General features: G+C 68.6%; 18 protein-coding genes. 11 read left to right on the plus strand and 7 right to left on the minus strand.

The features are described 5' to 3' along the window. Positions 1–73: 73 nt before the first annotated feature. The 6 genes from MOQ72_RS30610 to MOQ72_RS30635 all read left to right on the plus strand — a co-directional run bounded on the left by MOQ72_RS30610 (position 74) and on the right by MOQ72_RS30635 (position 5,957). Positions 74–1,114 (plus strand): phosphotransferase family protein, encoded by a 1,041-nt coding sequence (locus MOQ72_RS30610; RefSeq protein ID WP_242189222.1) that lies wholly within the window; start codon positions 74–76, stop codon positions 1,112–1,114. Position 1,115: 1 nt separating this feature from the next. Then, a complete protein-coding gene (locus MOQ72_RS30615) occupies positions 1,116–2,330 on the plus strand; it encodes an acyl-CoA dehydrogenase family protein (RefSeq protein WP_242189223.1) in 1,215 nt (404 codons plus the stop codon). A gap of 70 nt (positions 2,331–2,400) precedes the next feature. Further along, on the plus strand, positions 2,401–3,156 hold the full coding sequence (fabG, locus tag MOQ72_RS30620) for a 3-oxoacyl-ACP reductase FabG (protein ID WP_242189224.1): 756 nt from the start codon (positions 2,401–2,403) through the stop codon (positions 3,154–3,156). Then, a complete protein-coding gene (locus MOQ72_RS30625; RefSeq protein ID WP_242189225.1) occupies positions 3,156–4,340 on the plus strand; it encodes an acyl-CoA dehydrogenase family protein in 1,185 nt (394 codons plus the stop codon). Before fabG ends, MOQ72_RS30625 begins: the two co-directional genes overlap by 1 nt. Then, entirely contained in the window at positions 4,337–5,452 is a 1,116-nt protein-coding gene (locus MOQ72_RS30630) for an acyl-CoA dehydrogenase family protein (protein WP_242189226.1), read from the plus strand. Before MOQ72_RS30625 ends, MOQ72_RS30630 begins: the two co-directional genes overlap by 4 nt. A 52-nt stretch (positions 5,453–5,504) precedes the next feature. Further along, positions 5,505–5,957 carry a MaoC family dehydratase gene (locus MOQ72_RS30635; protein WP_242189227.1) on the plus strand — a complete coding sequence of 151 codons (453 nt, stop codon included), beginning with the start codon at positions 5,505–5,507 and terminating at the stop codon, positions 5,955–5,957. Between the two features lie 76 nt (positions 5,958–6,033). On the opposite strand, the gene MOQ72_RS30640 is transcribed toward MOQ72_RS30635, so the two are convergent. The 5 genes from MOQ72_RS30640 to MOQ72_RS30660 all read right to left on the minus strand — a co-directional run bounded on the left by MOQ72_RS30640 (position 6,034) and on the right by MOQ72_RS30660 (position 11,665). Continuing rightward, positions 6,034–7,593: an AbgT family transporter gene (locus MOQ72_RS30640; RefSeq protein ID WP_242189228.1), complete on the minus strand. Its 1,560-nt coding sequence runs from the start codon at positions 7,591–7,593 to the stop codon at positions 6,034–6,036. A gap of 163 nt (positions 7,594–7,756) precedes the next feature. After that, entirely contained in the window at positions 7,757–8,374 is a 618-nt protein-coding gene (locus MOQ72_RS30645; protein WP_242189229.1) for a TetR/AcrR family transcriptional regulator, read from the minus strand. A gap of 78 nt (positions 8,375–8,452) precedes the next feature. Continuing rightward, entirely contained in the window at positions 8,453–9,223 is a 771-nt protein-coding gene (locus MOQ72_RS30650) for an SDR family oxidoreductase (protein ID WP_242189230.1), read from the minus strand. Continuing rightward, positions 9,216–9,971 carry an SDR family oxidoreductase gene (locus MOQ72_RS30655; RefSeq protein ID WP_242189231.1) on the minus strand — a complete coding sequence of 252 codons (756 nt, stop codon included), beginning with the start codon at positions 9,969–9,971 and terminating at the stop codon, positions 9,216–9,218. The genes MOQ72_RS30650 and MOQ72_RS30655 overlap by 8 nt, the downstream gene beginning before the upstream one ends. Continuing rightward, on the minus strand, positions 9,968–11,665 hold the full coding sequence (locus MOQ72_RS30660; RefSeq protein ID WP_242189232.1) for a class I adenylate-forming enzyme family protein: 1,698 nt from the start codon (positions 11,663–11,665) through the stop codon (positions 9,968–9,970). The genes MOQ72_RS30655 and MOQ72_RS30660 overlap by 4 nt, the downstream gene beginning before the upstream one ends. Before the next feature lie 199 nt (positions 11,666–11,864). Here MOQ72_RS30660 and MOQ72_RS30665 point away from each other — a divergent pair, with 199 nt between their 5' ends. From MOQ72_RS30665 to MOQ72_RS30675, 3 genes are all read left to right on the plus strand, one after another. Then, on the plus strand, positions 11,865–12,842 hold the full coding sequence (locus MOQ72_RS30665) for a chitinase (protein ID WP_242189233.1): 978 nt from the start codon (positions 11,865–11,867) through the stop codon (positions 12,840–12,842). Between the two features lie 169 nt (positions 12,843–13,011). Further along, positions 13,012–13,596: a DNA-binding protein gene (locus MOQ72_RS30670; protein ID WP_242189234.1), complete on the plus strand. Its 585-nt coding sequence runs from the start codon at positions 13,012–13,014 to the stop codon at positions 13,594–13,596. Between the two features lie 40 nt (positions 13,597–13,636). Continuing rightward, positions 13,637–14,293 carry an RES family NAD+ phosphorylase gene (locus tag MOQ72_RS30675; protein WP_242189235.1) on the plus strand — a complete coding sequence of 219 codons (657 nt, stop codon included), beginning with the start codon at positions 13,637–13,639 and terminating at the stop codon, positions 14,291–14,293. 90 nt (positions 14,294–14,383) lie between these two features. Here the strand turns inward: MOQ72_RS30675 and MOQ72_RS30680 are convergent, their stop codons facing one another. Beyond that, positions 14,384–15,361 carry a TerC family protein gene (locus MOQ72_RS30680; RefSeq protein ID WP_242189263.1) on the minus strand — a complete coding sequence of 326 codons (978 nt, stop codon included), beginning with the start codon at positions 15,359–15,361 and terminating at the stop codon, positions 14,384–14,386. A gap of 493 nt (positions 15,362–15,854) precedes the next feature. Between MOQ72_RS30680 and MOQ72_RS30685 the strand changes: the two genes are divergently transcribed. Next, positions 15,855–18,719 (plus strand): alpha/beta fold hydrolase, encoded by a 2,865-nt coding sequence (locus MOQ72_RS30685; RefSeq protein ID WP_443706323.1) that lies wholly within the window; start codon positions 15,855–15,857, stop codon positions 18,717–18,719. After that, positions 18,716–19,642 (plus strand): DUF2705 family protein, encoded by a 927-nt coding sequence (locus tag MOQ72_RS30690; protein WP_372495586.1) that lies wholly within the window; start codon positions 18,716–18,718, stop codon positions 19,640–19,642. The genes MOQ72_RS30685 and MOQ72_RS30690 overlap by 4 nt, the downstream gene beginning before the upstream one ends. Positions 19,643–19,769: 127 nt before the next feature. Here the strand turns inward: MOQ72_RS30690 and MOQ72_RS30695 are convergent, their stop codons facing one another. Next, the gene (locus tag MOQ72_RS30695) at positions 19,770–20,915 is read right to left on the minus strand and encodes an FAD-dependent oxidoreductase (protein ID WP_242189236.1); all 1,146 of its coding nucleotides are present in this window, start codon (positions 20,913–20,915) and stop codon (positions 19,770–19,772) included. Positions 20,916–20,927: the final 12 nt, after the last annotated feature.

Here is a 20,927-nt window from a genome sequence, read left to right on the forward strand (position 1 = left end):
ACGTCCGACCGGGTGCGGGTGTCCCGCAAGAACACTCGGGTGCGGGTGTCCCGCAAAACACTGTGGAGAGCTGATGAACGACCAACCGTCGCCCGGCGGGCTGCCCGGCCTCGACCTCGACCGGCTGCGCGCATACCTGGACGCCGAGCGACCCGGCCTCATCGGTGGACCGCTGAGCGGCGAGCTGGTCCAAGGTGGACGGTCGAATCTGACCTACCTCGTCAGCGACGGCAGTTCGCGGTGGGTGGTGCGCCGCCCGCCGCTGGGGCACGTGCTGGCTACCGCGCACGACATGGGCCGCGAGCACCGCGTGATGACCGCGCTGGCCGGAACGCGGGTGCCGGTGCCCGAAACCATCCTGCTGTGCCAGGACGACAGCGTGCTTGGCGCCCCCTTCTACGTCATGGAGTACGTGCCGGGCACCGTCTACCGCACGCCGCAGCTGACCGAGAAACTGGACCAGCGCCAGCGCTTCGAGCTGTCCTGGCAGCTGATGGACGTGCTCGCCGACCTGCACTCGATCGCACCGGAATCGGTCGGGCTGGGTGAATTCGGCCGTCCGGCAGGCTTCCTGACCCGGCAGGTCAGCCGCTGGAGCAAGCAACTCGCCGCCTCGCACAGCCGCGACATCGAGGGCATCGACGAGCTCGCCACCCGGCTGGCGGCGACCGTCCCCGACGCGCCGCGAGCCGGGATCGTGCACGGCGACTACCGGCTGGACAACGTGATCGTCGGCGACGACCTGCGCATCCGGGCAGTGCTCGACTGGGAGATGGCCACCATCGGCGACCCGCTCACCGACCTCGGGTTGCTCGCGGCGTACTGGGAGGGCTTCAGCGGCGTGGAGCCCAACCCGATCGCCAAGGGCGTCGGCCCGGAGTACGGCTTCCCAACCGCCCGCCAGTTGCTGGACCGCTACGCCGAGCGCCGCGGCACCGATCTGTCCGATATGGACTTCTACCTCGCGTTCGGCTTCTTCAAGATCGCCGTGATCCTGGAAGGAATCCACTACCGCTACATCCACAACCAGACCGTCGGCGAGGGCTTCGAACACGTCGGCGCGCTGGTGGCACCGCTGGTCGCGCAGGGGCTCGATGCCCTCAAGGAGGTATGAGATGGATTTCGGCTACGACGAACGCACCGAGGAGCTGCGCAAGCAGCTGCTCGACTTCATGGACTCGCACGTCTACCCCGCCGAGCCGGTGTTCCTCGAACAGCTGGCCGCCGCCGACGACCCGTGGTCGGCGCACCCGCCGGTCATCGAGGAACTCAAGGCGGAGGCGCGCAGGCGCGGCCTGTGGAACCTGTTCCTGCCTGGCGAGCACGGTGCCGGGCTGACCAACCTGCAGTACGCGCCGCTGGCCGAGATCATGGGCCGGGCCGGTCGGCTGGCCCCGGAAGCCACCAACTGCGCCGCGCCGGACACCGGCAACATGGAGGTGCTGGCGCTGTTCGGCACCGAGCAGCAGAAGAAGCAGTGGCTGCAACCGCTGCTGGACGGCGAGATCCGCTCGGCGTTCTGCATGACCGAGCCCGACGTGGCCTCCTCCGACGCCACCAACATCGGCACCCGCATCGAACGCGACGGCGACCACTACGTGATCAACGGCCGCAAGTGGTTCTCCTCCGGTGCGATGAGCCCGCGCTGCAAGATCCTGATCGTGATGGGCAAGACCGACCCGGACGCGCAGCGGCACCGCCAGCAGAGCCAGATCCTGGTGCCCAAGGACACGCCGGGCGTGCAGATCGAGCGCAGCATGCACGTGTTCGGCTACACCGACGCCGACCACGGCGGACACGCCGAGATCGTGTTCGACAACGTGCGGGTCCCGGCGGAGAACGTCGTCGCCGGGGAGGGCGACGGCTTCGCGATCGCCCAGGCCCGGCTCGGGCCGGGGCGCATCCACCACTGCATGCGGGCGATCGGGATGGCCGAACGGGCGCTGGAGCTGATGTGCCGACGCGTGAACGAGCGGGTCGCCTTCGGCAAGCCGTTGGCCGATCAGGGCGTGGTGCAGCACTGGATCGCCGAATCGCGGGTGAAGATCGAGCAGGCCCGGCTGCTGGTGCTCAAGACCGCGTGGCTGATGGACACCGTCGGCAACCAGGGCGCGCACACCGAGATCCAGGCGATCAAGGTCGCCGTCCCGGAGATGACCACCTGGGTGATCGACCGCGCCATCCAGGCCCACGGCGGCGGTGGCGTCAGCCAGGAGTTCCCGTTGGCCAACCTGTACGCGCACGCGCGGACCCTGCACATCGTCGACGGACCGGACGAGGTGCACCGCCGCTCCCTGGCCCGCCGAGAGCTGAAGAAGTACCGCTCGTGAGCGGTACTGGTCGCTAGAACGGCCACCACCACTCACGACCCGATCACAACGAAACCCGCAAGGAGATCCAATGGCTGATAGCCGTGTCGCCATCGTCACCGGCGCCGCCCGTGGCATCGGCGCCGCCACCGCCAAGCGCCTCGCCGAGGACGGCTTCGCCGTGGCGGTCATCGACATCGACGAGAAGCAGTGCGCCGACACGGTGTCGGCGATCGAGTCCAACGGCGGCAAGGCGCTCGCAGTCCGCTCCGACGTCAGCGACGCCGCGCAGGTGCAGGCCGCCGTGGAGCGCATCGTTTCGGAGCTCGGCGCTCCCACGGTGCTGGTCAACAACGCGGGCGTCATCCGGGACAACCTGCTGTTCAAGATGTCCGAGGACGACTGGGACGCGGTGATGAACGTGCACCTGCGGGGTGCGTTCCTGATGAGCCGCGCGGTGCAGAAGCACATGGTCGAGGCCGGGTGGGGTCGCATCGTCAACCTCTCCAGCACCTCGGCGCTGGGCAACCGCGGCCAGGCCAACTACTCCACGGCCAAGGCCGGGTTGCAGGGCCTGACCAAGACGCTGGCCATCGAGCTCGGCAAGTTCGGCGTCACCGCGAACGCCATCGCGCCCGGCTTCATCGCCACCGACATGACCAAGGCGACCGCCGAGCGCGTCGGGATGGACTTCGACGACTTCGCCAAGGCTGCCGCCAGCAACATCCCGGTGGCGCGGGTGGGCCAGCCGGAGGACATCGCCAACACGGTGTCGTTCTTCGTCGACCAGCGCTCCGGTTTCGTCTCCGGCCAGGTGATCTACGTCGCTGGTGGACCGAAGGCGTGATGACCGTGGACACCGACGAACTTCGGGGTCGGGTGGCGGAATTCCTCGCCGCGAACGATCCGGGCAAGCTGGATCGGCTGGAGTTCCTGCGGGCGCGCTTCGACGCCGGGCTGGCCTGGGTGCACTTCCCCGCCGGGCTCGGCGGGCTGGGTGCCGCGCGAGAACTGCAGCCGGTGGTGGACGCCGCGTTCGCCGAGGCGGGTGCGCCGGACAACCGGCCGCACCTCAACAGCATCGGCCTGGGCATGGCGGCGCCGACGATCCTGCGCTTCGGCAACGACGAACAGCGCCGCCGCTATCTCCGTCCGTTGTGGACCGGCGAGGAGATCTGGTGCCAGCTGTTCAGCGAACCGGGTGCGGGCTCGGACCTCGCCGCGCTGGCCACCCGCGCGGTTCGGGATGGCGACAGCTGGGTGGTTGACGGGCAGAAGGTCTGGACGTCGCTGGCCCACCAGGCCCGCTGGGCGATCCTGGTGACCCGCTCCGATCCGGACCAGCCCAAGCACAAGGGCCTGACCTACTTCATCTGCGACATGACCGCACCGGGGGTGGAAGTCCGCCCGCTGCGGCAGATCACCGGTGAAGCCGAGTTCAACGAGGTGTTCCTGACCGGGGTGCGGATCCCGGACGCACAACGCCTCGGCGAGGTCGGCCAGGGCTGGCAGGTCGCGCTCGGCACGCTGATGAACGAACGGGTGGCCATCGGCGGGCGCGCGCCCGCGCGGGAGGGCGGCATGATCGGGATCGCGGCGCGGTCCTGGCGCGACCACCCGGAGAATCGCACCAGTGGCCTGCACGACCGGCTGCTGCGGCTGTGGGTGGACGCCGAGGCGACCCGGCTGACCAGCCTGCGGTTGCGCCAGCAGCTCGCGGTCGGCGATCCGGGCCCGGAGGGTTCGGCGGTCAAGATGGTCTTCGCCGAGTTGAACCAGGCCATCACCGGTTTCGAGCTGGAGTTCCTGGGTGAGCCGGGGCTGGCCTACGACGACTGGACGTTCCGCCAGCCGGAGTTCACCGACTTCGCCAAGCGCGGGCCCGGTTTCCGGTACCTGCGCGCGAAGGGCAACTCGATCGAGGGCGGCACCACGGAAATCCTGCGCAACGTCATCGCCGAACGGGTGCTCGGGCTGCCGCCGGAGATCCGCACCGACAAGGACCGGCCGTGGAAGGAGTTGCCGCGATGAGCGCTCCGGACCTGCTCTACAGCGAAGTGGAAGAGGACCTGCGCGCGAATGTCCGCCGCCTGCTGCGGGACCGGTGCGACTGGACCGCCGTGCTGACCCGCTGCGAAACCGACGAGCCCTACGACCTGGGGTTGTGGCGCACCCTCGCCGGGGAGCTGGGTCTCGCCGCGCTGCTGGTGCCCGAGGAACTCGGCGGAGCCGGGGCCAGCGCGCGGGAGCTCTCGGTGGTGGCTGAGGAAATCGGCCGATGCGTCGCGCCGGTGCCGTTCCTGAGCAACCTGTTGACCACCGCCACGCTGGTTGCCTGCACGGGGCAGCCGCGGACCCGGGAGATCCTGCCGCAACTCGGCGACGGCTCGCAGCTCGGCACCGTCGCCGTCGGGTTGACCACCGTGCCCTACGGTGCTTTCCCGCAGTCGGTGAAGGCCGACAGCGCCACGCTGACCGGCGCGGTGTCGGCGGTGGTGGACCTGGAAGTCGCGGACTACGTCGTCGTGCCCGCGGTGGACGCCGACGGTGCGGCGCTGTACCTGGTGGACACTTCGGTGTCCGGGGTATCCCGGACCGCGACGACACCGCTGGACCTCACCCGCCGGTTCGGCACGCTCACCCTGGACAGCGCAGTGGGCGAGCGGATCGCCACCGGTGCTGACGCCGAGCGGATCCTGCGGCAGGCGCTGGTCACTGCGGCCGGGTTGCTGGCCGCCGAGCAGGTGGGGCTGGCTCAGCGCTGCCTGGACGCCACAGTGGACTACGCGAAGACGCGCTACCAGTTCGGCCGCCAGATCGGGTCGTTCCAGGCGATCAAGCACCGGCTGGCCGATCTGTGGGCCGGGGTGAGCTCGGCGCGGGCCGTCGCCCGCAACGCCGCCGATGCGCTGGCCCGCGGTACTGAGACCGAACTCGCGGTCGCCATCGCCCAGGCGTACTGCTCCGACCTGGTGGTGCGGGCCGCCGAAGAGCACCTGCAGTTGCACGGCGGCATCGGGATGACCTGGGAGCACCCGGCCCACCTTTACCTGGGGCGGGCCAAGAGCTCCCAGCTCACCTTCGGCATCGCCGAAGTCCACCGGCAGCGCATCGGCGAACTAGCCGACCTGCCGACGCCTTAGCGGTCGGTTCAGATCGACCCCGGCTTTTCGTTGTCTCCCAAGGAGGTTTGCGTTGCGAGTGTTCAGCAGCAAGGAAGCGGTCATCGCGGCCAAGGGTGAGAAGCTCGGCACCAGCGAATGGCTGACGATCACCCAGGAGCAGGTGAACCAGTTCGCCGACGCCACCCTGGACCACCAGTGGATCCACGTCGACATCGAGCGAGCCAAGCAGGGCCCGTTCGGCGGCCCGATCGCGCACGGGTTCCTCACCCTGAGCCTGCTGCCGAAGCTGAACTCGGAGACCTACCGGTTCGAGGGCACCAAGATGGGGATCAACTACGGCCTCAACAAGGTCCGCTTCCCCAACCCGGTCCCGGTAGGCGCCCGAGTTCGCTCGACAACGGAACTGGCGGACGTGACCGAAGTGGACGGCGGCCTCCAACTGACGATCAAGGTAACGGTGGAAATCGAAGGAGCCACCAAACCAGCCTGCGTAGCAGAATCCCTCTCCCGCGTCGTCTTCTGACAAAGTCTCCGAGTGAAGGGCACCTTTGACCGAGTAAGCCGGTAAAAGGTGCCCTTCACTCCTCACCCTTCCGGGGTCAGGGGCCGATGTGGATGTCCATGCCGGGGCCCAGTGGTAGGTCCGCGAAGTAGAAGACCGTCAGGATCAGGGCCCACAGCAGCCAGAACGGGGCTACGAACGGGACCATGCGGGCCACCAGGGTGCCGATGCCCGCGCTCGGTTCGTAGCGGCGCAGGTAGCCCAGGATGATGATCATGTACGGGTTCAGCGGGGTCATGATCTGCGTCGCCGAGTCGCCCACCCGGAACGCCGCCTGCGCGAAGCCCGGCTCGAAGCCCAGCAACGCGAACATCGGGACGAACACCGCCGCCATCAGCGTCCACAGGCTGGAGCCGGAGATGATGAACAGGTTCAGCACCGAAGCCAGCACCATGAACCCGAGGAACGCCGGGTAGCCGTCCAAGCCGAGCGCGCGCAGCAGGTCCGCACCGGAAACCGCCACCCAGGCACCGAGATTCGTCCAGTTGAACAGCGCGATGAATTGGCCCAGCATGAACGCCAGCACCAGGAATCCGGTGAGATCGCGCAGTGCGGCGGCCATCAGCTTCGGCACGTCCCCGGCCCGCTCGATCGATCCGGCGAGCGCCCCGTAGGCGATGGCGGGCACCGCGAAACCCAGGAAGATCAGCGTGGTCACCGAATCCAGCAGCGGCGACTCCGGCAGGAATCCGCCGGTTTCGTTGCGCAGCGGCGAACCCGGCCACAGCACCAGCAGCAGCACCAACCCGAACGCGATCAGGAACGCCATGCCCGCCCAGATCAACCCGCGGCGCTCAGCGGCCTCCAGTCCCACCTTGACCTCGGGTTCGTCCGCCGCGTCGGCCTGTTCGCGCGGCACCCCGGTGCGCACCATGCGCGGCTCGATCACCTTGTCGATCAACACCCCGGCGAGCAGCCCGAGCACGATCGACGAGACCAGGTTGAAGTAGTAGTTCGACACCGGGGTGACCACGGTGCCAGGATCCGGCAGGGTTTCGGCGACCTTGTTGCTGATCCCGGAGAACAGCGCGTCGAGGCTGGTGACCACCGGTGCGGTGGAGTATCCGGCACCGACGGAGGCGAACCCGCCCAGCAGCCCGGCGACCGGGTGCCGTCCGGCGGCCTTGAACACCAGCGCGGCCAGCGGCGGAATGATGATCATCGAGGAATCCGCCATCACACTGGCCGAAATCCCGACCAGCCCCACCGCGTACGGCAGCACCCAGCGCGGTGCCCCGCCGAACGCGGCCCGGATCAACGCGGTCAGCAGGCCGGTGCGTTCGGCCAACCCCACCGCGAGCATGATGGTGACGACGGTTTCCAGCGGCGGGAACCCGATGAAGTTCTCCGCCATCTTGGTGAACAGGAACTCCAAGCCCTCGCCGCTGAGCGCGCCCCGGATCCGGGTCACCTCGTCGGCACCGGGGATCTGGATCGTGACGCCGAACGCCGCGACCACGGTGGACACCACCACCACGATCAGGAACAGCACCCCGAAGAGCAGGAACGGCTCGGGGAGCTTGTTGCCGATCCGTTCGACCAGGTTCAGCGCCCGGTCGATCCTCGGCGGCCGTTCGGCTCGGGTCTCACTGCTCATGCTGGCTCCTGCTACCGGGGCTCACGAAAAACGCAAGCGGTAGCGAACCTTTCCGACCACCCGCGGCGCAACCCCCGGCGGCAGAATTATCGATCAGCGCAACAAGACCGAAACCCGATGCGCCGGGGCCATCCGCGATTCCGGCGGAGAGGGCTGACAACCCCTACGGGCGCAGCGATGCCAGCAGGAGGTCGGCGAACTGCTCGCCGACCTCCTCGCCGGTGAGCTTGCCGTCCTTGCGGAACCAGGTACCCAGGTGGTGCACCGCGCCGAAGAAGAAGTCCACCACCAGATCCGCCGACTTGTCCGACCGGAACACCCCGGCGAGTTGGCCTTCTTCGATGAGTTCGCGCACCCGCTCGTGGTAGCGCCGCCGCTCCGCGCGGACCTCGGCCTGCTTGTCCGGGTGCAACAGGTGCATCGAGCGGAAGAAGATCACCGTGTCGTCGAGGTTGGCGGCCGTCGTGGCGACCACGTCGGCGGCCACCGCGTGCAACCGCCGCTGCACCGGGGCATCGCTTTCGGCCGCGCTCTCCATGCGCGCGTGCTGGACCCGCAGCACCCGCGCGTAGATCTCGTAGAGCAGGTCGTCCTTGGAGCCGAAGTAGTGGTACATCGCCCCCTTGGTGACCCCGGCGGCGTCCACGATCTGCTGCACGGAGGTCATCTCGAAGCCCTGCTCGGCGAACAACCGCGTGGCCACGGCCAGCAACCGCTGCGGAACCGGTTCGGCACCCACTGCCGTCCCGGCAGTGGTGCGACCGTTCGCCGCCCGCGCCATGTCTACCTCCCCTGTCGGTCCACCCAGCGTATCCACCGGCCGGTCCGACTCGGCGCGGACCGGCGACGACACGCCTCGCTACTCCACCTTGCGTTGCAGCTTCCGCATGCCTGCCTGCCACCGCTGCGGTTCGCTGGCGCGCAGCGCGTAGTAGTCGGCGACCTCGGGGTGCGGCAGGATCAGGAACTCGCCGCTGTCCAACGACTCGGCGACCACCTCGGCCACCTGCTCCGGTTCCAGCGCACCGCTGTCCAAGAGCGCTCTGCTCGCGTCGCTGCTGCCGAGCATGTTCGTGCGAACCCCCTGCGGACACAGCGCCTGCACCGTGATGCCGCGGTCGCGATAGGTGATCGCGAGCCATTCGGCGAAGCCGAGCGCGGCGTGCTTGGTCACCGAGTACGGCGCCGCCGTCAACATCGTCAGCAGACCGGCTGCCGACACCGTCGCCAGGAAGTGCCCCTGCCCGCGCTCCAACCAGTGCGGCAGCACCGCGCGGGCGGCGCGGACGTGCGCCATCACGTTGACTTCCCAGGAATGCGCCCAGTCCTGCTCATCGGCCTCCGGACCACCGCCGCGCGCGATCCCGGCGTTGGCGCAGAACAGATCGATCCGCTCGTGCTCGTTGAGCGCGGTGTCGACCAGCGCGCGCACGCCGTCCTCGCTGGCCGCGTCACCGGGCACCGCGATGCCGCCGACCTCGGCAGCCACCCGACGCACCGCGTCGGCGTCCACATCGCCCAGCACGACCTTCGCACCGGCTCCGGCGAACTTCCGGCTCAGCGCCGCGCCGATGCCGTTGCCCGCACCGGTGATCACCACGACCGCATCGGCAAGCCGCAACTCACACACCGCCCTTCAGGGTCACACCGCCGTCGAGCACCAGGATCTGCCCGGTGATCCAGGACGCCTCGTCGGAGAGCAAGAAGGCCGCCGCGCTGCTGATGTCGGCAGGAATTCCCAAGCGCCGCAACGGGTAGTTCGCGGCGACCTCGTCTTCCCGGTCCTCGTACAGCGCGGTGGCGAACTTCGTCTTCACCACGGCCGGAGCGACGCCGTTGACCCGGATGTCCGGGCCCAGTTCGACCGCGAGTTCCTTGGTCATGTGCGCCAGCATCGCCTTGGTGCCGCCGTAGAGACCGATGCCCGGCGCGGGTCGCAGCCCGGCCACCGAGGAGATGTTGAGCACCGAACCGCCGTGCTCCCGCATCCACGCCCGGTAGACCTGCTGGGTCCAGGACAGCGCGGCGAGCACGTTGACCTCGAAAACCTTCCGCACGACCCCGTGTTCCAGCTCGATCAGCGGGCCGTAGGCTGGGTTGATGCCGGTGTTGTTGACCAGCATGTCCACCCGGCCGAAGGTCTCGACGGTCTTGGCGACCGCCGCTGCCTGGTGCTCCTCGTCGTCTGCCTTGCCCGCGATGCCGAGCGCGTGCTCCGCGCCGCCGAGGCCCTGCACGGCCTCGGCCAACGGCTCGGGTTTGCGCGCCGTCAGCGTCACCTTCGCGCCTTCGGACACCAGGCGTTCGGCGATGGCCAGGCCGATGCCCCGGCTCGCCCCGGTCACGATCGCCACCCGGTCGGCGAAACGCTTGCTCATCGAATTCCTTTCTCCCAGCGTGGTTCGGCTGCGGCACGGGCGGTGTCCCGCAGTTGGCGTCGCAAGATCTTGCCGGTCGCGGTCTTGGGCAACTCCTCGAGGATCTCGATGCTGCGCGGGTACTTGTACGCGGCGAGCTGCCGCTTGCAGTGCGCCACGAGTTCGTCGGTGGTGGCCGAGGCGCCCGTGCTCAGGCTGACGTACGCCTTCACCGTCTCGCCTCGGTAGGAGTCGGGCACCCCGACCACCGCGACCTCCCGCACCGCGGGATGTCCGTAGAGGACGTCCTCCACCTCGCGCGGCCAGACCTTGAAACCGGAGGCGTTGATCATGTCCTTCTTCCGGTCCACCACGTAGAACCAGCCCTGCGCGTCCATGAACCCGACGTCGCCGGTGTGCAACCGACCGTCCCGGATGCCCGCCGCGGTCTCCTCGGGTTTGTTCCAGTAGGACGGCACCACCATCGGTCCCTCCACCACGATCTCGCCGACCTCCCCGGCGGGCAGGTCCTCGCCCGCGTCGTCGACGATGCGCAGCACGGTGTTGTAGGTGGGCACGCCGACGCTGAGGGTGCCCGAAGCCTCGTCGACCGGTGCCTCCAGGTGCGCGGGTACCGAGGTCGCCGTAGCGGTCGTCTCGGTCAGGCCGTACCCGTTGCGGATGTAGTGCCCGAACCGCGCGCGGAAAGCCGCCACGACAGCCGACGGCAGCGGTGCGCCACCGGAGTGCACCAGTTCCAGCGAAGCGAAGTGGTCGGTGGTCACCTCCGGGTGGTTCATCAGCGCCATGTACGCAGTGGACGGACCGACCATGTAGCAGGGCCGGTGTTCGACCAGCGCGTCGAGCACGACGCCGGGTTCGAACCGGTACACCAAGTCGAGCTGCCGCCCGAGCGCCAGCGCGCCAGCGAGCTGGCAGACCAGACCGGTGATGTGGAACAGCGGCGCGAGCCCGAAGATGCCGTTTCCGCTGACGCGCTCGATGCGGGTCCGCATGCCTTCGGCGTTGAACACCACGTTGCCGTGCGTGTTGGTAGCACCCTTCGGCACGCCACTGGTCCCGGAGGTGTAGACGAGCAGCGCGATGTCCGAACTGGACAGCGAAAGCTCGGGTGGCCGCTGCCCGGCATGCGCCCGCGCGACCGCCAGCAGGTCCGCGCACCCGGCGGCCGGACGGCGTTCGAGCCTGCTGAACAGTCGCGGGTCGTGCCGGGTCTGGAAGTCGAGCTCGCTGGTGGTGACCGCGACCCGAACTCCGGCCGGAGCGGCGAGCTCGCCGAGCACGTCGTGCCAGCCCTGCTCGGAGGAGACGACAGCGGCAGGCTGCGCGTCGGCGAGGATCTTGGTCAGCTCGCGGGTCCGGTACATCGGGTTGAGCGGCACGACGATCGCACCGGCCTTCCACCCAGCGAGCAGCGCGATCGCGAACTGCGGCACGTTCTGCAGGTACAGCGCCATCCGATCGCCCCGGCCGACACCCCGTTCGACCAGGTAGTGCGCCAGTCCGTCGCTGAGCTCGTCGAGCTGCCGGTAGCTGAGCCGACCGTCGAAGTAGGTGATGGCCACCTGATCGGGACGATCGCGGCGGGCGGCGGCGAACAGTTCGAGCATGTTGTCGAACCGCGGCTCGATCTCCGGAGGCAGTTCACCGTCGTAGCGCCCCAGCCAAGGCCGTTCGTCGTACACGCTGCCCAACGCGCCACCTCCACATCGAGACCGACCAGTCGGTACGCCCAGTCAACGGGCACCGGCCAATCTCGTCAACCCTCGGCCGCACGCCGTGCGCCGAGTGGCCCAATCCGCGCTTCGCAACCTCGCCAAAACCTTGACCGGACAACTGGTCTAGTCCATTTTGCGAGAACATCATCTGGCGCTCACCCCACGGAGGCCCCGCATGACCAGACGACTGGCCGCGTTCGCCGCGGCCGTGTTGACCGCGCTCGCATTCGCCCCAACAGCCTCGGCCGCCGCCCCGCAAGCCCTGCCGAAGCACCAGCTCACCGGCTATTGGCAGAACTTCGTCAACAATGCCCAACCGCTGCGCATCAGCGACGTTTCGGCCAATTACGACGTCATCGTGCTGGCTTTCGCCAATGCCGATCCGGCCCGCCCCGGCGCGGTCACCTTCACCGTCGACCCGCAGCTGGCCACCACACTCGGCGGATATTCCGACGAACAACTCAAAGCAGACATTGCCGCCAAGAAGGCCGAGGGCAAGACATTCGTGCTGTCCATCGGCGGCGAAAAGGGCAACATCGACCTGGGCGGCGAAGCGAACGTCGCGAACTTCGTCGACTCGGTTGGAAAAATATTAACCGATTACGGCATTGATGGGTTGGATATTGACCTCGAACACGGTCTCAACGTCCCGAACACGACCAGCGCGATCCAGCAACTGCGCGATCAGGTGGGTGACGGTTTCGTGCTCACCATGGCGCCGCAGACCATCGACGTGCAGCCGGGCGGTTCGTACCTGGAGCTGATCAACAACGTCAAGGACATCCTCACCGTGGTGCACACCCAGTACTACAACTCCGGCTCGATGAACGGCTGCGACGGACAGGTCTACAGCCAGGGCTCGGTCGACTTCATCACCGCCCAGGCGTGCAACCTGCTGCAAGTGCTGCGCCCGGACCAGGTCTCGCTCGGCCTACCGGCATCGGCGTCCGCGGCCGGTAGCGGCTACGTAGAACCGACGGTCGTCAACAACGCGCTGAGCTGCCTGACCGCGGCCACCGACTGCGGCCAGTACACCCCCGAACAGCCGCACCCCGAACTCAGCGGCGTGATGACCTGGTCGATCAACTGGGACGCCAGCAGCGGGAACGCATTCTCCGACCCGGTTCGGGCGCATTTGGACGCCCTGCCGTAATCAACTCCGCCTCCGGCGGGGTGTTTCCGGCCACTATTACGCCGAAGAACACCCCGACCGGAGTCGGAAGTCCGTCACAGTGCGCAATCCACATGCTACTAAAAGTGATATTTCGCACTAGGCGCACGTTCGCGCACACATTTCCGCAATCCCGCGCTACCCTGGACCTATGTCAGCCGCGCTGGAGACCGTGTTGGCACGTGCCGGTTTAAAGGTCACCGCCAACGAATTCCTGAATCTGGTCGAGGATGCCGCCAAGAAGCTCACCTCGCCCCAGGTGGACCCAGCCGCGCACTTCACCGAAGCGGAGCGAGCCGCACTCGCCGAAGCAGGTCTGGACCTGACGCCGCTCAGCGACGCCGAAGTCGACCCGCGCGCGCGAACCGTCGCCGAACAGGCCGTGTTGCGCGACACCGCGCTGTCGGTCAACCAGGCCGCGGAGCGGGTCGGGGTGGACAGCAGCCGGATCCGCCACCGCGTCAGCGAGCGACGGCTGATCGGCTGGAAGGACCGCGGCGGGTGGCGTTTGCCCGCCTGGCAGTTCACCGAGACCGACGTGCTGCCCGGCCTGGACACGGTGCTGGCGTTGATGCCCATCGACCAGCCCGCGCTCGTGCTGGCCAACTTCATGACCACGCCGCAGGAGGACCTCGAACTCGGGGACCGGCCCGCGAGCCCGCGCGAGTGGCTGCTGGCAGGCGGCGACCCGCAGCGGGTGGCCGAACTCGCCGCGACGATCGGCACCCCGGCCTGAGCGCTCTCCCCCACCTTCGAGACCCCACCCCAGGACCTCCATGGCACGGCTACCCCAGCCGCCTGCTCCCGCTGCGCTGCAGGCGATGCTCCGGCGCACCGAAGACGTCATCGCGGTGCCCGCGGGCACTCGCCTGGTGCGCGTGTTCACCTCCGGGGGCAACCACCCCCAGCAGTGGAACACCTTCCGCTACGCCGGACCGCTGCCGCACGCCAGATTCGACCCTCACCTGCCCAACACCCAGGGCGGTCCGACGGTCACCCGCGAACACGGCGTGCTGTACTTCTCGCTGTCGGTGCAGACCTGCATCGCCGAGGTCTACCAGGCGACATCCACAGTGGATCGCCGGACGCGCAGCCCGCACCTGGTGCTGTTCCGTCCACGTCGGACGCTCCGGCTGCTGGACCTGACCGGCCTGTGGCCCACCCGAGCGGGTGCCTCGCAGGCGATCAACAGCGGTCCCAAGCTCCGCACCCAGGCATGGGCGCGCGGAATCCGCGCGGCGTACCCGGAGCTCGACGGGCTCTGGTACCGATCGTCGATGGACGCGGGCAACCCATCGCTGTGCCTGTGGGACCCCCCGGCGGCAACCGCACTGCCGGACTCCCCGGACGTACTGCTACCGCTGAGCCACCCGGGCCTGGACGTGCCCCTGGGACGAGTGTGCAAAGAACTCAGCTACACGCTGTTGGATTGAAAGAGTGCGGTTCAGCCTCCGAAGCGAAGGGCACCTTTCACCGGTTTAGCCGGTGAAAGGTGCCCTTCAGTCGGTTTGGAGTTGACGCCGTCAGGCGTTCTCGGCTGCTTCTTGTTCCTGGGTTTCGGCGTCCTTCTTCGACTTCGCCATGCTCGCCCAGGTGGTGATCGCCAGCACGACGACGATGACCGACAACGACATCCAGTTGTTGATCTCCATCCAGTCCGGCACCAGGTGGTACTCGTGGAAGGCGTGCAGGATCAGCTTGATGCCGATGAAGCCGAGGATCACCGCCAGCCCCACCGACAGGTAGACCAGCTTGTCCACCAGGCCGCCGAGCAGGAAGTACAGCTGCCGCAGCCCCATCAGGGCGAACGCGTTGGCCGTGAAGACCAGGAACGGGTCCTGGGTGATGCCGAAGATCGCCGGGATCGAGTCCACCGCGAACAACAGGTCCGCGCTGCCGATCGCGACGATCACCACGAACATCGGGGTCAGGAACCGCTTGCCGTCGATCTTCACGCTCGACTTGGCACCGTGGTACTCCTGGGTGATCGGGAACACCTTGCGGACCCAGCGGACCATGGCGTTCTCGGTGTACTCCTCGTCCTCGTCCTTCTTGCGCACCATGCCGACCGCGGTCCAGATCAGGAAACCGCCGAAGATGAAGAACACCCAGACGAACTGCGCGATCAACGCGGCACCGATCGCGATGAAGATGCCGCGCATCAGCAGTGCGAGCAGGATGCCGATCAACAGCACCCGGTGCTGGTGGATCGACGGGACGGCGAAGCTGGACATGATCACCATGAAGATGAACAGGTTGTCCACGCTCAGCGAGTACTCGGTGATGTATCCGGTGAAGTATTCGATCGCGAAGTGCGAGTCACCGAACAACCACACCCCGATCCCGAACAGGATCGCGCAACCCACGTAGAACACGACCCACTTGGCGGCTTCGCCAGTGGTCACCTCGTGCGGTTTGCGGTCCACGATCACGAGGTCGAGCAACAGCAGCAGGGCGAGACCGCCGAGCGTGGCGGCCCAAATCCACCACGGGACGGCCAATCGATCGACGGTGGTCTGCGCCTGCTGCGCAAACAACGTCACGTCGGTACCCATCCATCACCTCCGGTTCAGGGCAAAAGCCGGGGACCGGAGGTCTCTTCCACCGATCTGAGATCGGTCGACGGCACCGGGCTTGTCCAGGCAAGTTCCGTGATGACGACACCGTCGCGAAGGAATACTCCCCTCCACCACTTGTCAAGATTGTCACTTATGCACGGGTTCGAACACCAGCCGGGGTAGGCAGGAGAAACGAACATCACGCCGCGGTCGCACTAGTGCGCTACTCAGCGCAACGATGCCTGGCACGGGCGCATCACACCGAAGACGGCAACGGGATCATTGCGTCTCAACGGAACATCGTTAAGATCACCACCGCCCGGCCACACCGGGACCGCACTCGGGGATGCGGCACGGCCTCGGCGCCCGGCACGACGATGTGTCCGGTTGCTGTTTGGTCTCTGCTTCATAGCGTCTTGTCTTCGCCCGCTTCTGGATGGAACTGGTGCCGCTGTCTTCCCCTACTGTCAAAAGCGTGTCCGCCTCCCCCCGTCGCCGCAGGGGCCTCGTCCTGGTCGCCCTGTCCTGCATCGCCCTGGTGCTGCTCGGCGCATTCCTCTGGTCCGGTGAGGAACAACCGGCCGCCGCCCCGGAAGCGCCGCGGGAGGCGATGTTGGACGTGCTGGATGGCCCCAACGACAACGAGCGGGTGCAAATCGACGTAACGCTGTTCGCCCCGGCAGACACCCCGGCACCGGCGATCCTGCTCGCGCACGGCTTCGGCGGCAGCAAGAACGACACCGCAGCCCAGGCGCAGGAACTGGCCCGGCGCGGGTTCACCGTGCTCACGTACTCCTCCCGCGGCTTCGGCCGCAGCACCGGCAAGATCGCGCTGAACGACCCCGACTACGAGGTAGCCGACGCGCGCCAACTGCTGGACTGGCTGGCGCGCCAGCCCGAAGTGCTGCGCGACCACGAAGGCGATCCGCGGGTCGGCGTCACCGGCGGCTCCTACGGCGGCGCGCTGAGCCTGCTGCTGGCGGGCACCGACCGCCGCGTCGATGCGATCGCGCCGGTGATGACCTACAACGACCTCGGCCAGGCGTTGCTGCCCAACGACGCCTCCCACGACCGGATCAACACCGACACCCCGGCCGGGAGCTCGTCCAACGGTCAGGGCGTGTTCAAACAGGCTTGGGCGGGCCTGCTGTTCTCGGCGGGCAGCTCCCCGGAACAACGCGTCGGCGACCGGTCGCAGGCGTTGCCGTCCCCGGACGGCGGCTCCCCCGGCCTGCGCACCGAATCCCAAGACCAGCCGCTGACCTGCGGGAACTTCACCCCGCAGGTGTGCGCGGCCTACACCGAGGTGGCCCAGACCGGGCGGGCCGGGCAGGCGACGCTCGACCTGCTCGACAAGGTCTCCCCCAAGTCCGTCACCGCCAACATCGAGGTCCCGACGCTGCTGGTGCAGGGCGAACGGGACACCCTGTTCGGCCTGGACCAAGCCGATGCCAACGCCCGGCAGATCACCGCGGCGGGCGGCAAGGTCAAGACGATCTGGTTCGCCGGTGGCCACGACGGCGGTCCGCCCGGTCCGGCGCTGCGGGAACGCATCGCGGACTGGTTCGCCTTCCACCTCGGCGGGGTGCCGCCGGTGCCCGACCCCGGCACCGGCTTCGACTACGACATCGCCGGTCGGCCCCAGCGCGACGGCGAGATCCCGGTCCGCACGGTGTCCGCACCCGCCTATCCGGGTGTGCAGGCGGAGCGCACCCCGCGCTTCGCGCTGCCGCTGGCCGGGCCGGTCACGCAGGTGGTCAACCCACCTGGTGGCAACCCGGCCGCCACCAGCTCGCTGCCGGGTGCGGGCGAGGTGCTGGACGCCGCGGGCACCCTCGGCCAATCGCTGGCCCGCGACCTGCCGGGCCAGGTCGCGGTGTTCCGCACCGAACCGCTGGACAACCAGCTGTTGATCTCCGGCGCGGCGCGCACCCGGCTTTCGGTCGCGTCGGTGCCGGGCCAGCCCGCCACCGGGGACGCGGTGCTGTTCGCCAAGCTCTACGACGTCGGCCCGGACCAGCAGCGCAGCCTGATCGGCAACGCCGTGTCGCCGCTGCACGTCACCAACATCCCGCCGGATGGCACCCCGGTCGAGGTGGATGTAGCGCTGCCGGGCGTGGTGCACCCGCTGGAGACCGGCCACCGGCTGGAGCTGGCGGTGGCGACCACCGACCAGGCGTACGCGGTGCCGACGGAACCGGCGGTGCACCGCATCGGCCTGGCCGGTGACCGCGCGGTGTCGATCCCGTCGGTGCGCGGCGCCACGGCGAGCGCCAACGTGGTACCGGTGGCACCGCTGGTCGGCATCGGCGCCATCATCGCGCTGGTACTGCTGGTCTGGCTGGTCTCGCTGATCCGCCGCAAGAGCACCGACGACGTCGACCCGCTGCTGAGCGACACGCCGCTGATGATCGCCGGGCTGACCAAGTCGTATCCGGACAAGCCCACCGCGGTCCGCGACCTGTCTATCCGCGTCGAGCGCGGCCAGATCGTCGGGCTGCTGGGCCCCAACGGGGCGGGCAAGACGACGACGCTGCGCATGCTGCTGGGACTGCTGCAACCCAGTTCCGGGCAGGTCCGGGTGTTCGGCCACCGGTTGGTCGCGGGTGCGCCGGTGCTGTCCCGAGTGGGTTCGCTCGTGGAGGCGCCGGGTTTCCTGCCGCATCTGTCCGGTTTGGACAACCTGCGGTACTTCTGGGCGGCTACCGGGCGGCCGATGTTGCAGGCCCGCTTCGACGAGGTGCTGCGGATCGCCGGGCTCGGCACCGCGGCCCGCCGTCGGGTGCGCACGTACAGCCAGGGCATGAAGCAGCGGTTGGCGATCGCGCAGGCGATGCTCGGGCTACCCGAGTTGCTGGTGCTCGACGAGCCGACCAACGGCCTGGACCCGCCGCAGATCCACCAGATGCGCGAGATCCTGCGCCGCTACGCGGCCACTGGCCGCGCCGTGCTGGTGTCCAGCCACCTGCTCGCCGAAGTCGAGCAGACCTGCACGCACGTGGTGGTGATGCACGACGGTCGGCTGGTGGCGACGGGGAGCGTGGCGGACATCGTGTCGGTCGACGGTGAAGCGACCTTCCGGGTCGACGAACCGGAGCAGGCCGCCGAGGCGCTGCGCACCATCGAAGGGCTCGGTTTGGTGGAGACCGACGGCGACCTGGTGCACGCCAACCTCGCCGGGCATCCGGCGGCGGTGGCGGTCAACGTGCTGGTCGCCTCCGGGGTCTCGGTGCACCAGGTGGGGCCGCGACGTCGGTTGGAGGACGCTTTCTTGCAGCTGGTCGGGGAGGATCACCGGTGACCGACTCCGAACAGGCCAAGGTCGGGCAGTTGGACACGGCGGAGACGGCGCTGGTCCGCTCCAGCCGCCGCCACGCGGTCCAGGCCGACGGCAGCGTCGAGGGCTATCGGGCGAAGCGAACGCTGCCGGTGCGGGTGGAACTGGGCCGCCAGCTGCGTCGCCGCCGCACCCGGTTGGCGTTGGGTTTCCTCGCGGTGCTGCCGTTCCTGCTGTTGCTGGCGTTCGAGATCGGCGACGACGGTTCGCGCGGTGGCCGGACGCTGGCCGACATGGCCACCGCCAGCGGCCTGAACTTCGCGGTGTTCACCCTGTTCGCGTCGACCAACTTCCTGCTGGTCGTGGTGGTGGCGCTGTTCTTCGGTGACACGGTGGCCAGCGAGGCGTCCTGGTCGAGCCTGAAGTACCTGCTGGCGGCGCCGGTTCCGCGAATGCGGTTGCTCCGGCAGAAAGCCGTGGTTTCAGCGCTGCTGGCGGGATGCGGGCTGTTGCTGCTCGTCGCGGTGGCGCTCGGAGTGGGCCTGCTGTGGTACGGCGGTGGGGAGCTGATCAGCACCACCGGCGAAGCGGTGCCGTTCCCGGCTGGAGTGCTGAGTTTGGCGGTGGCGACGGTGTACCTGGCGGTGCACCTGACCTGGATCGCGGGACTGGCGCTGTGGCTGAGCGTAAGCACGGACGCGCCGCTGGGCGCGGTCGGCGGCGCGGTGTTGGTGTCGATCCTGTCCGAGATCCTCGACCAGATCACCGCTCTCGGAGACCTGCGGAGCTACCTGCCGACGCACTACTCGACGGCGTACGCGGATCTGCTGAGCGAAGACATCGACTGGACGGCGATGACCCACGGCGCCTTCTCCGCCTTGGCCTACGCAACCGCGTTCACCGCACTGGCGATCTGGCGCTTCCAACACAAGGACATCACCAGCTGACGACCTGTCCGACACGGGGCAGCTGTTCGGTCACGCTCACGCGGCACGGCAGGGCGATCGGTCCGTCGGCGCGTTCGGATCGCGGCACGCCTCAGCAAGGACCGGGCGATGCCGTGCCTGCGTCACATCACGAAGGCAGTTCGGCGTCCCAGTCCAACAACCCCAGCGGGTCATCCTCGGCAGGCACGTCACCGTGGCGCAGCCGCAGCCGTTCGACCTCATCGCCCCGTTCCACGTGGTCCGGGGCGAGCGCAGCGGTCAGCTGTGCGCTGCGCACGATGTTGCGCTCGACCCGCGGACGACGCAGGCGTTCGTAGCCGTCCAGACCTAGGTTGTCGCGCAACGACTTCGCCAGGACCACCGCGTCCTCGAACGCCATCGACGCGCCCTGCCCGGTCGCCGGGGACGCCGCGTGTGCCGCGTCGCCGATGAGCAGCACGCGACCACTGCGCCAACGCGGTGTGGGAACCAGGTCGTGGGCGTTGGTGACGAGCACATCGTCGGTCGCTGCGACGATGTCTGCCGTCGGCGTCGCGTCCGGCCGCAGCGCCGCGAGCAGCCGGGTGCGCATGGCCGCCGCGGTCTCAGCGCCGTCCAGCGGGGGCGCCGCAAGCCTGGCGAACCAGTACGTCCGCCCCTCGGGCGATACCGCGTAGCCGAAGGAACTGCCGCTGCCCCGGACCATCTCGATGTGCTCCGGCTCGTGCGGCGGCTCGGCGCGGTCGGAGTAGCCGTAGAAGACCTGCTGGCCCGCGTAGCGCTTCGGCACCGGGTCGAGCAGCGCGCGGACCGCGGAATTCAGCCCATCTGCCCCGATGAGCAGGTCGCCCGCAGCCTCCCGGCCGTCGGCGAACCGCGCCACCACCCGGTCTCCGTCCTGTTCGGCGGAAACGAATCGCGCGCCGTGCTCGATGCGGAGACCACGGCTTCGAACCTCTGCCTGCAGCAACTCGCACAGCTCAGCGCGACGGACGCAGCGGTAGGCCCCACCTAGTGCGGAAACGGCCAGCTCCTCGCCGGAGCTGCCGGTCAGGCGCAGCGCGGTCAGCGGGAAACCCGCCTGCGGGACGACGCCGATCTCGCGGAGCGCGCGCATCCCGTTGTCCGCCAGCGTCAGGAAGGCTCCGATGTCCGCCCCGCTGTCCGCATGCGCCTCGTGCACGCTCACGCTGAATCCGGCTTTGTCCAACGCCAGCGCGGCGGCAGTGCCCGCGATGCCACCACCGACGATGACGACGTGCATGACGGCTCCCCCGGCATCGGTTGTGATCATCTGACGGCCACG

Origin of the sequence: Saccharopolyspora soli (genome assembly GCF_022678645.1) — a bacterium.
Lineage (GTDB): Bacteria > Actinomycetota > Actinomycetes > Mycobacteriales > Pseudonocardiaceae > Saccharopolyspora > Saccharopolyspora soli.

Coding starts and splice junctions, on each gene's coding strand:
- MOQ72_RS30695 (WP_242189236.1), bottom strand. CDS start 20,915: ATGATCACAACCGATGCCGGGGGAGCCGTCATGCACGTCGTCATCGTC.
- fabG (WP_242189224.1), top strand. CDS start 2,401: ATGGCTGATAGCCGTGTCGCCATCGTCACCGGCGCCGCCCGTGGCATC.
- MOQ72_RS30655 (WP_242189231.1), bottom strand. CDS start 9,971: ATGAGCAAGCGTTTCGCCGACCGGGTGGCGATCGTGACCGGGGCGAGC.
- MOQ72_RS30625 (WP_242189225.1), top strand. CDS start 3,156: ATGACCGTGGACACCGACGAACTTCGGGGTCGGGTGGCGGAATTCCTC.
- MOQ72_RS30615 (WP_242189223.1), top strand. CDS start 1,116: ATGGATTTCGGCTACGACGAACGCACCGAGGAGCTGCGCAAGCAGCTG.
- MOQ72_RS30630 (WP_242189226.1), top strand. CDS start 4,337: ATGAGCGCTCCGGACCTGCTCTACAGCGAAGTGGAAGAGGACCTGCGC.
- MOQ72_RS30610 (WP_242189222.1), top strand. CDS start 74: ATGAACGACCAACCGTCGCCCGGCGGGCTGCCCGGCCTCGACCTCGAC.
- MOQ72_RS30665 (WP_242189233.1), top strand. CDS start 11,865: ATGACCAGACGACTGGCCGCGTTCGCCGCGGCCGTGTTGACCGCGCTC.
- MOQ72_RS30685 (WP_443706323.1), top strand. CDS start 15,855: ATGGAACTGGTGCCGCTGTCTTCCCCTACTGTCAAAAGCGTGTCCGCC.
- MOQ72_RS30675 (WP_242189235.1), top strand. CDS start 13,637: ATGGCACGGCTACCCCAGCCGCCTGCTCCCGCTGCGCTGCAGGCGATG.
- MOQ72_RS30645 (WP_242189229.1), bottom strand. CDS start 8,374: ATGGCGCGGGCGGCGAACGGTCGCACCACTGCCGGGACGGCAGTGGGT.
- MOQ72_RS30640 (WP_242189228.1), bottom strand. CDS start 7,593: ATGAGCAGTGAGACCCGAGCCGAACGGCCGCCGAGGATCGACCGGGCG.
- MOQ72_RS30670 (WP_242189234.1), top strand. CDS start 13,012: ATGTCAGCCGCGCTGGAGACCGTGTTGGCACGTGCCGGTTTAAAGGTC.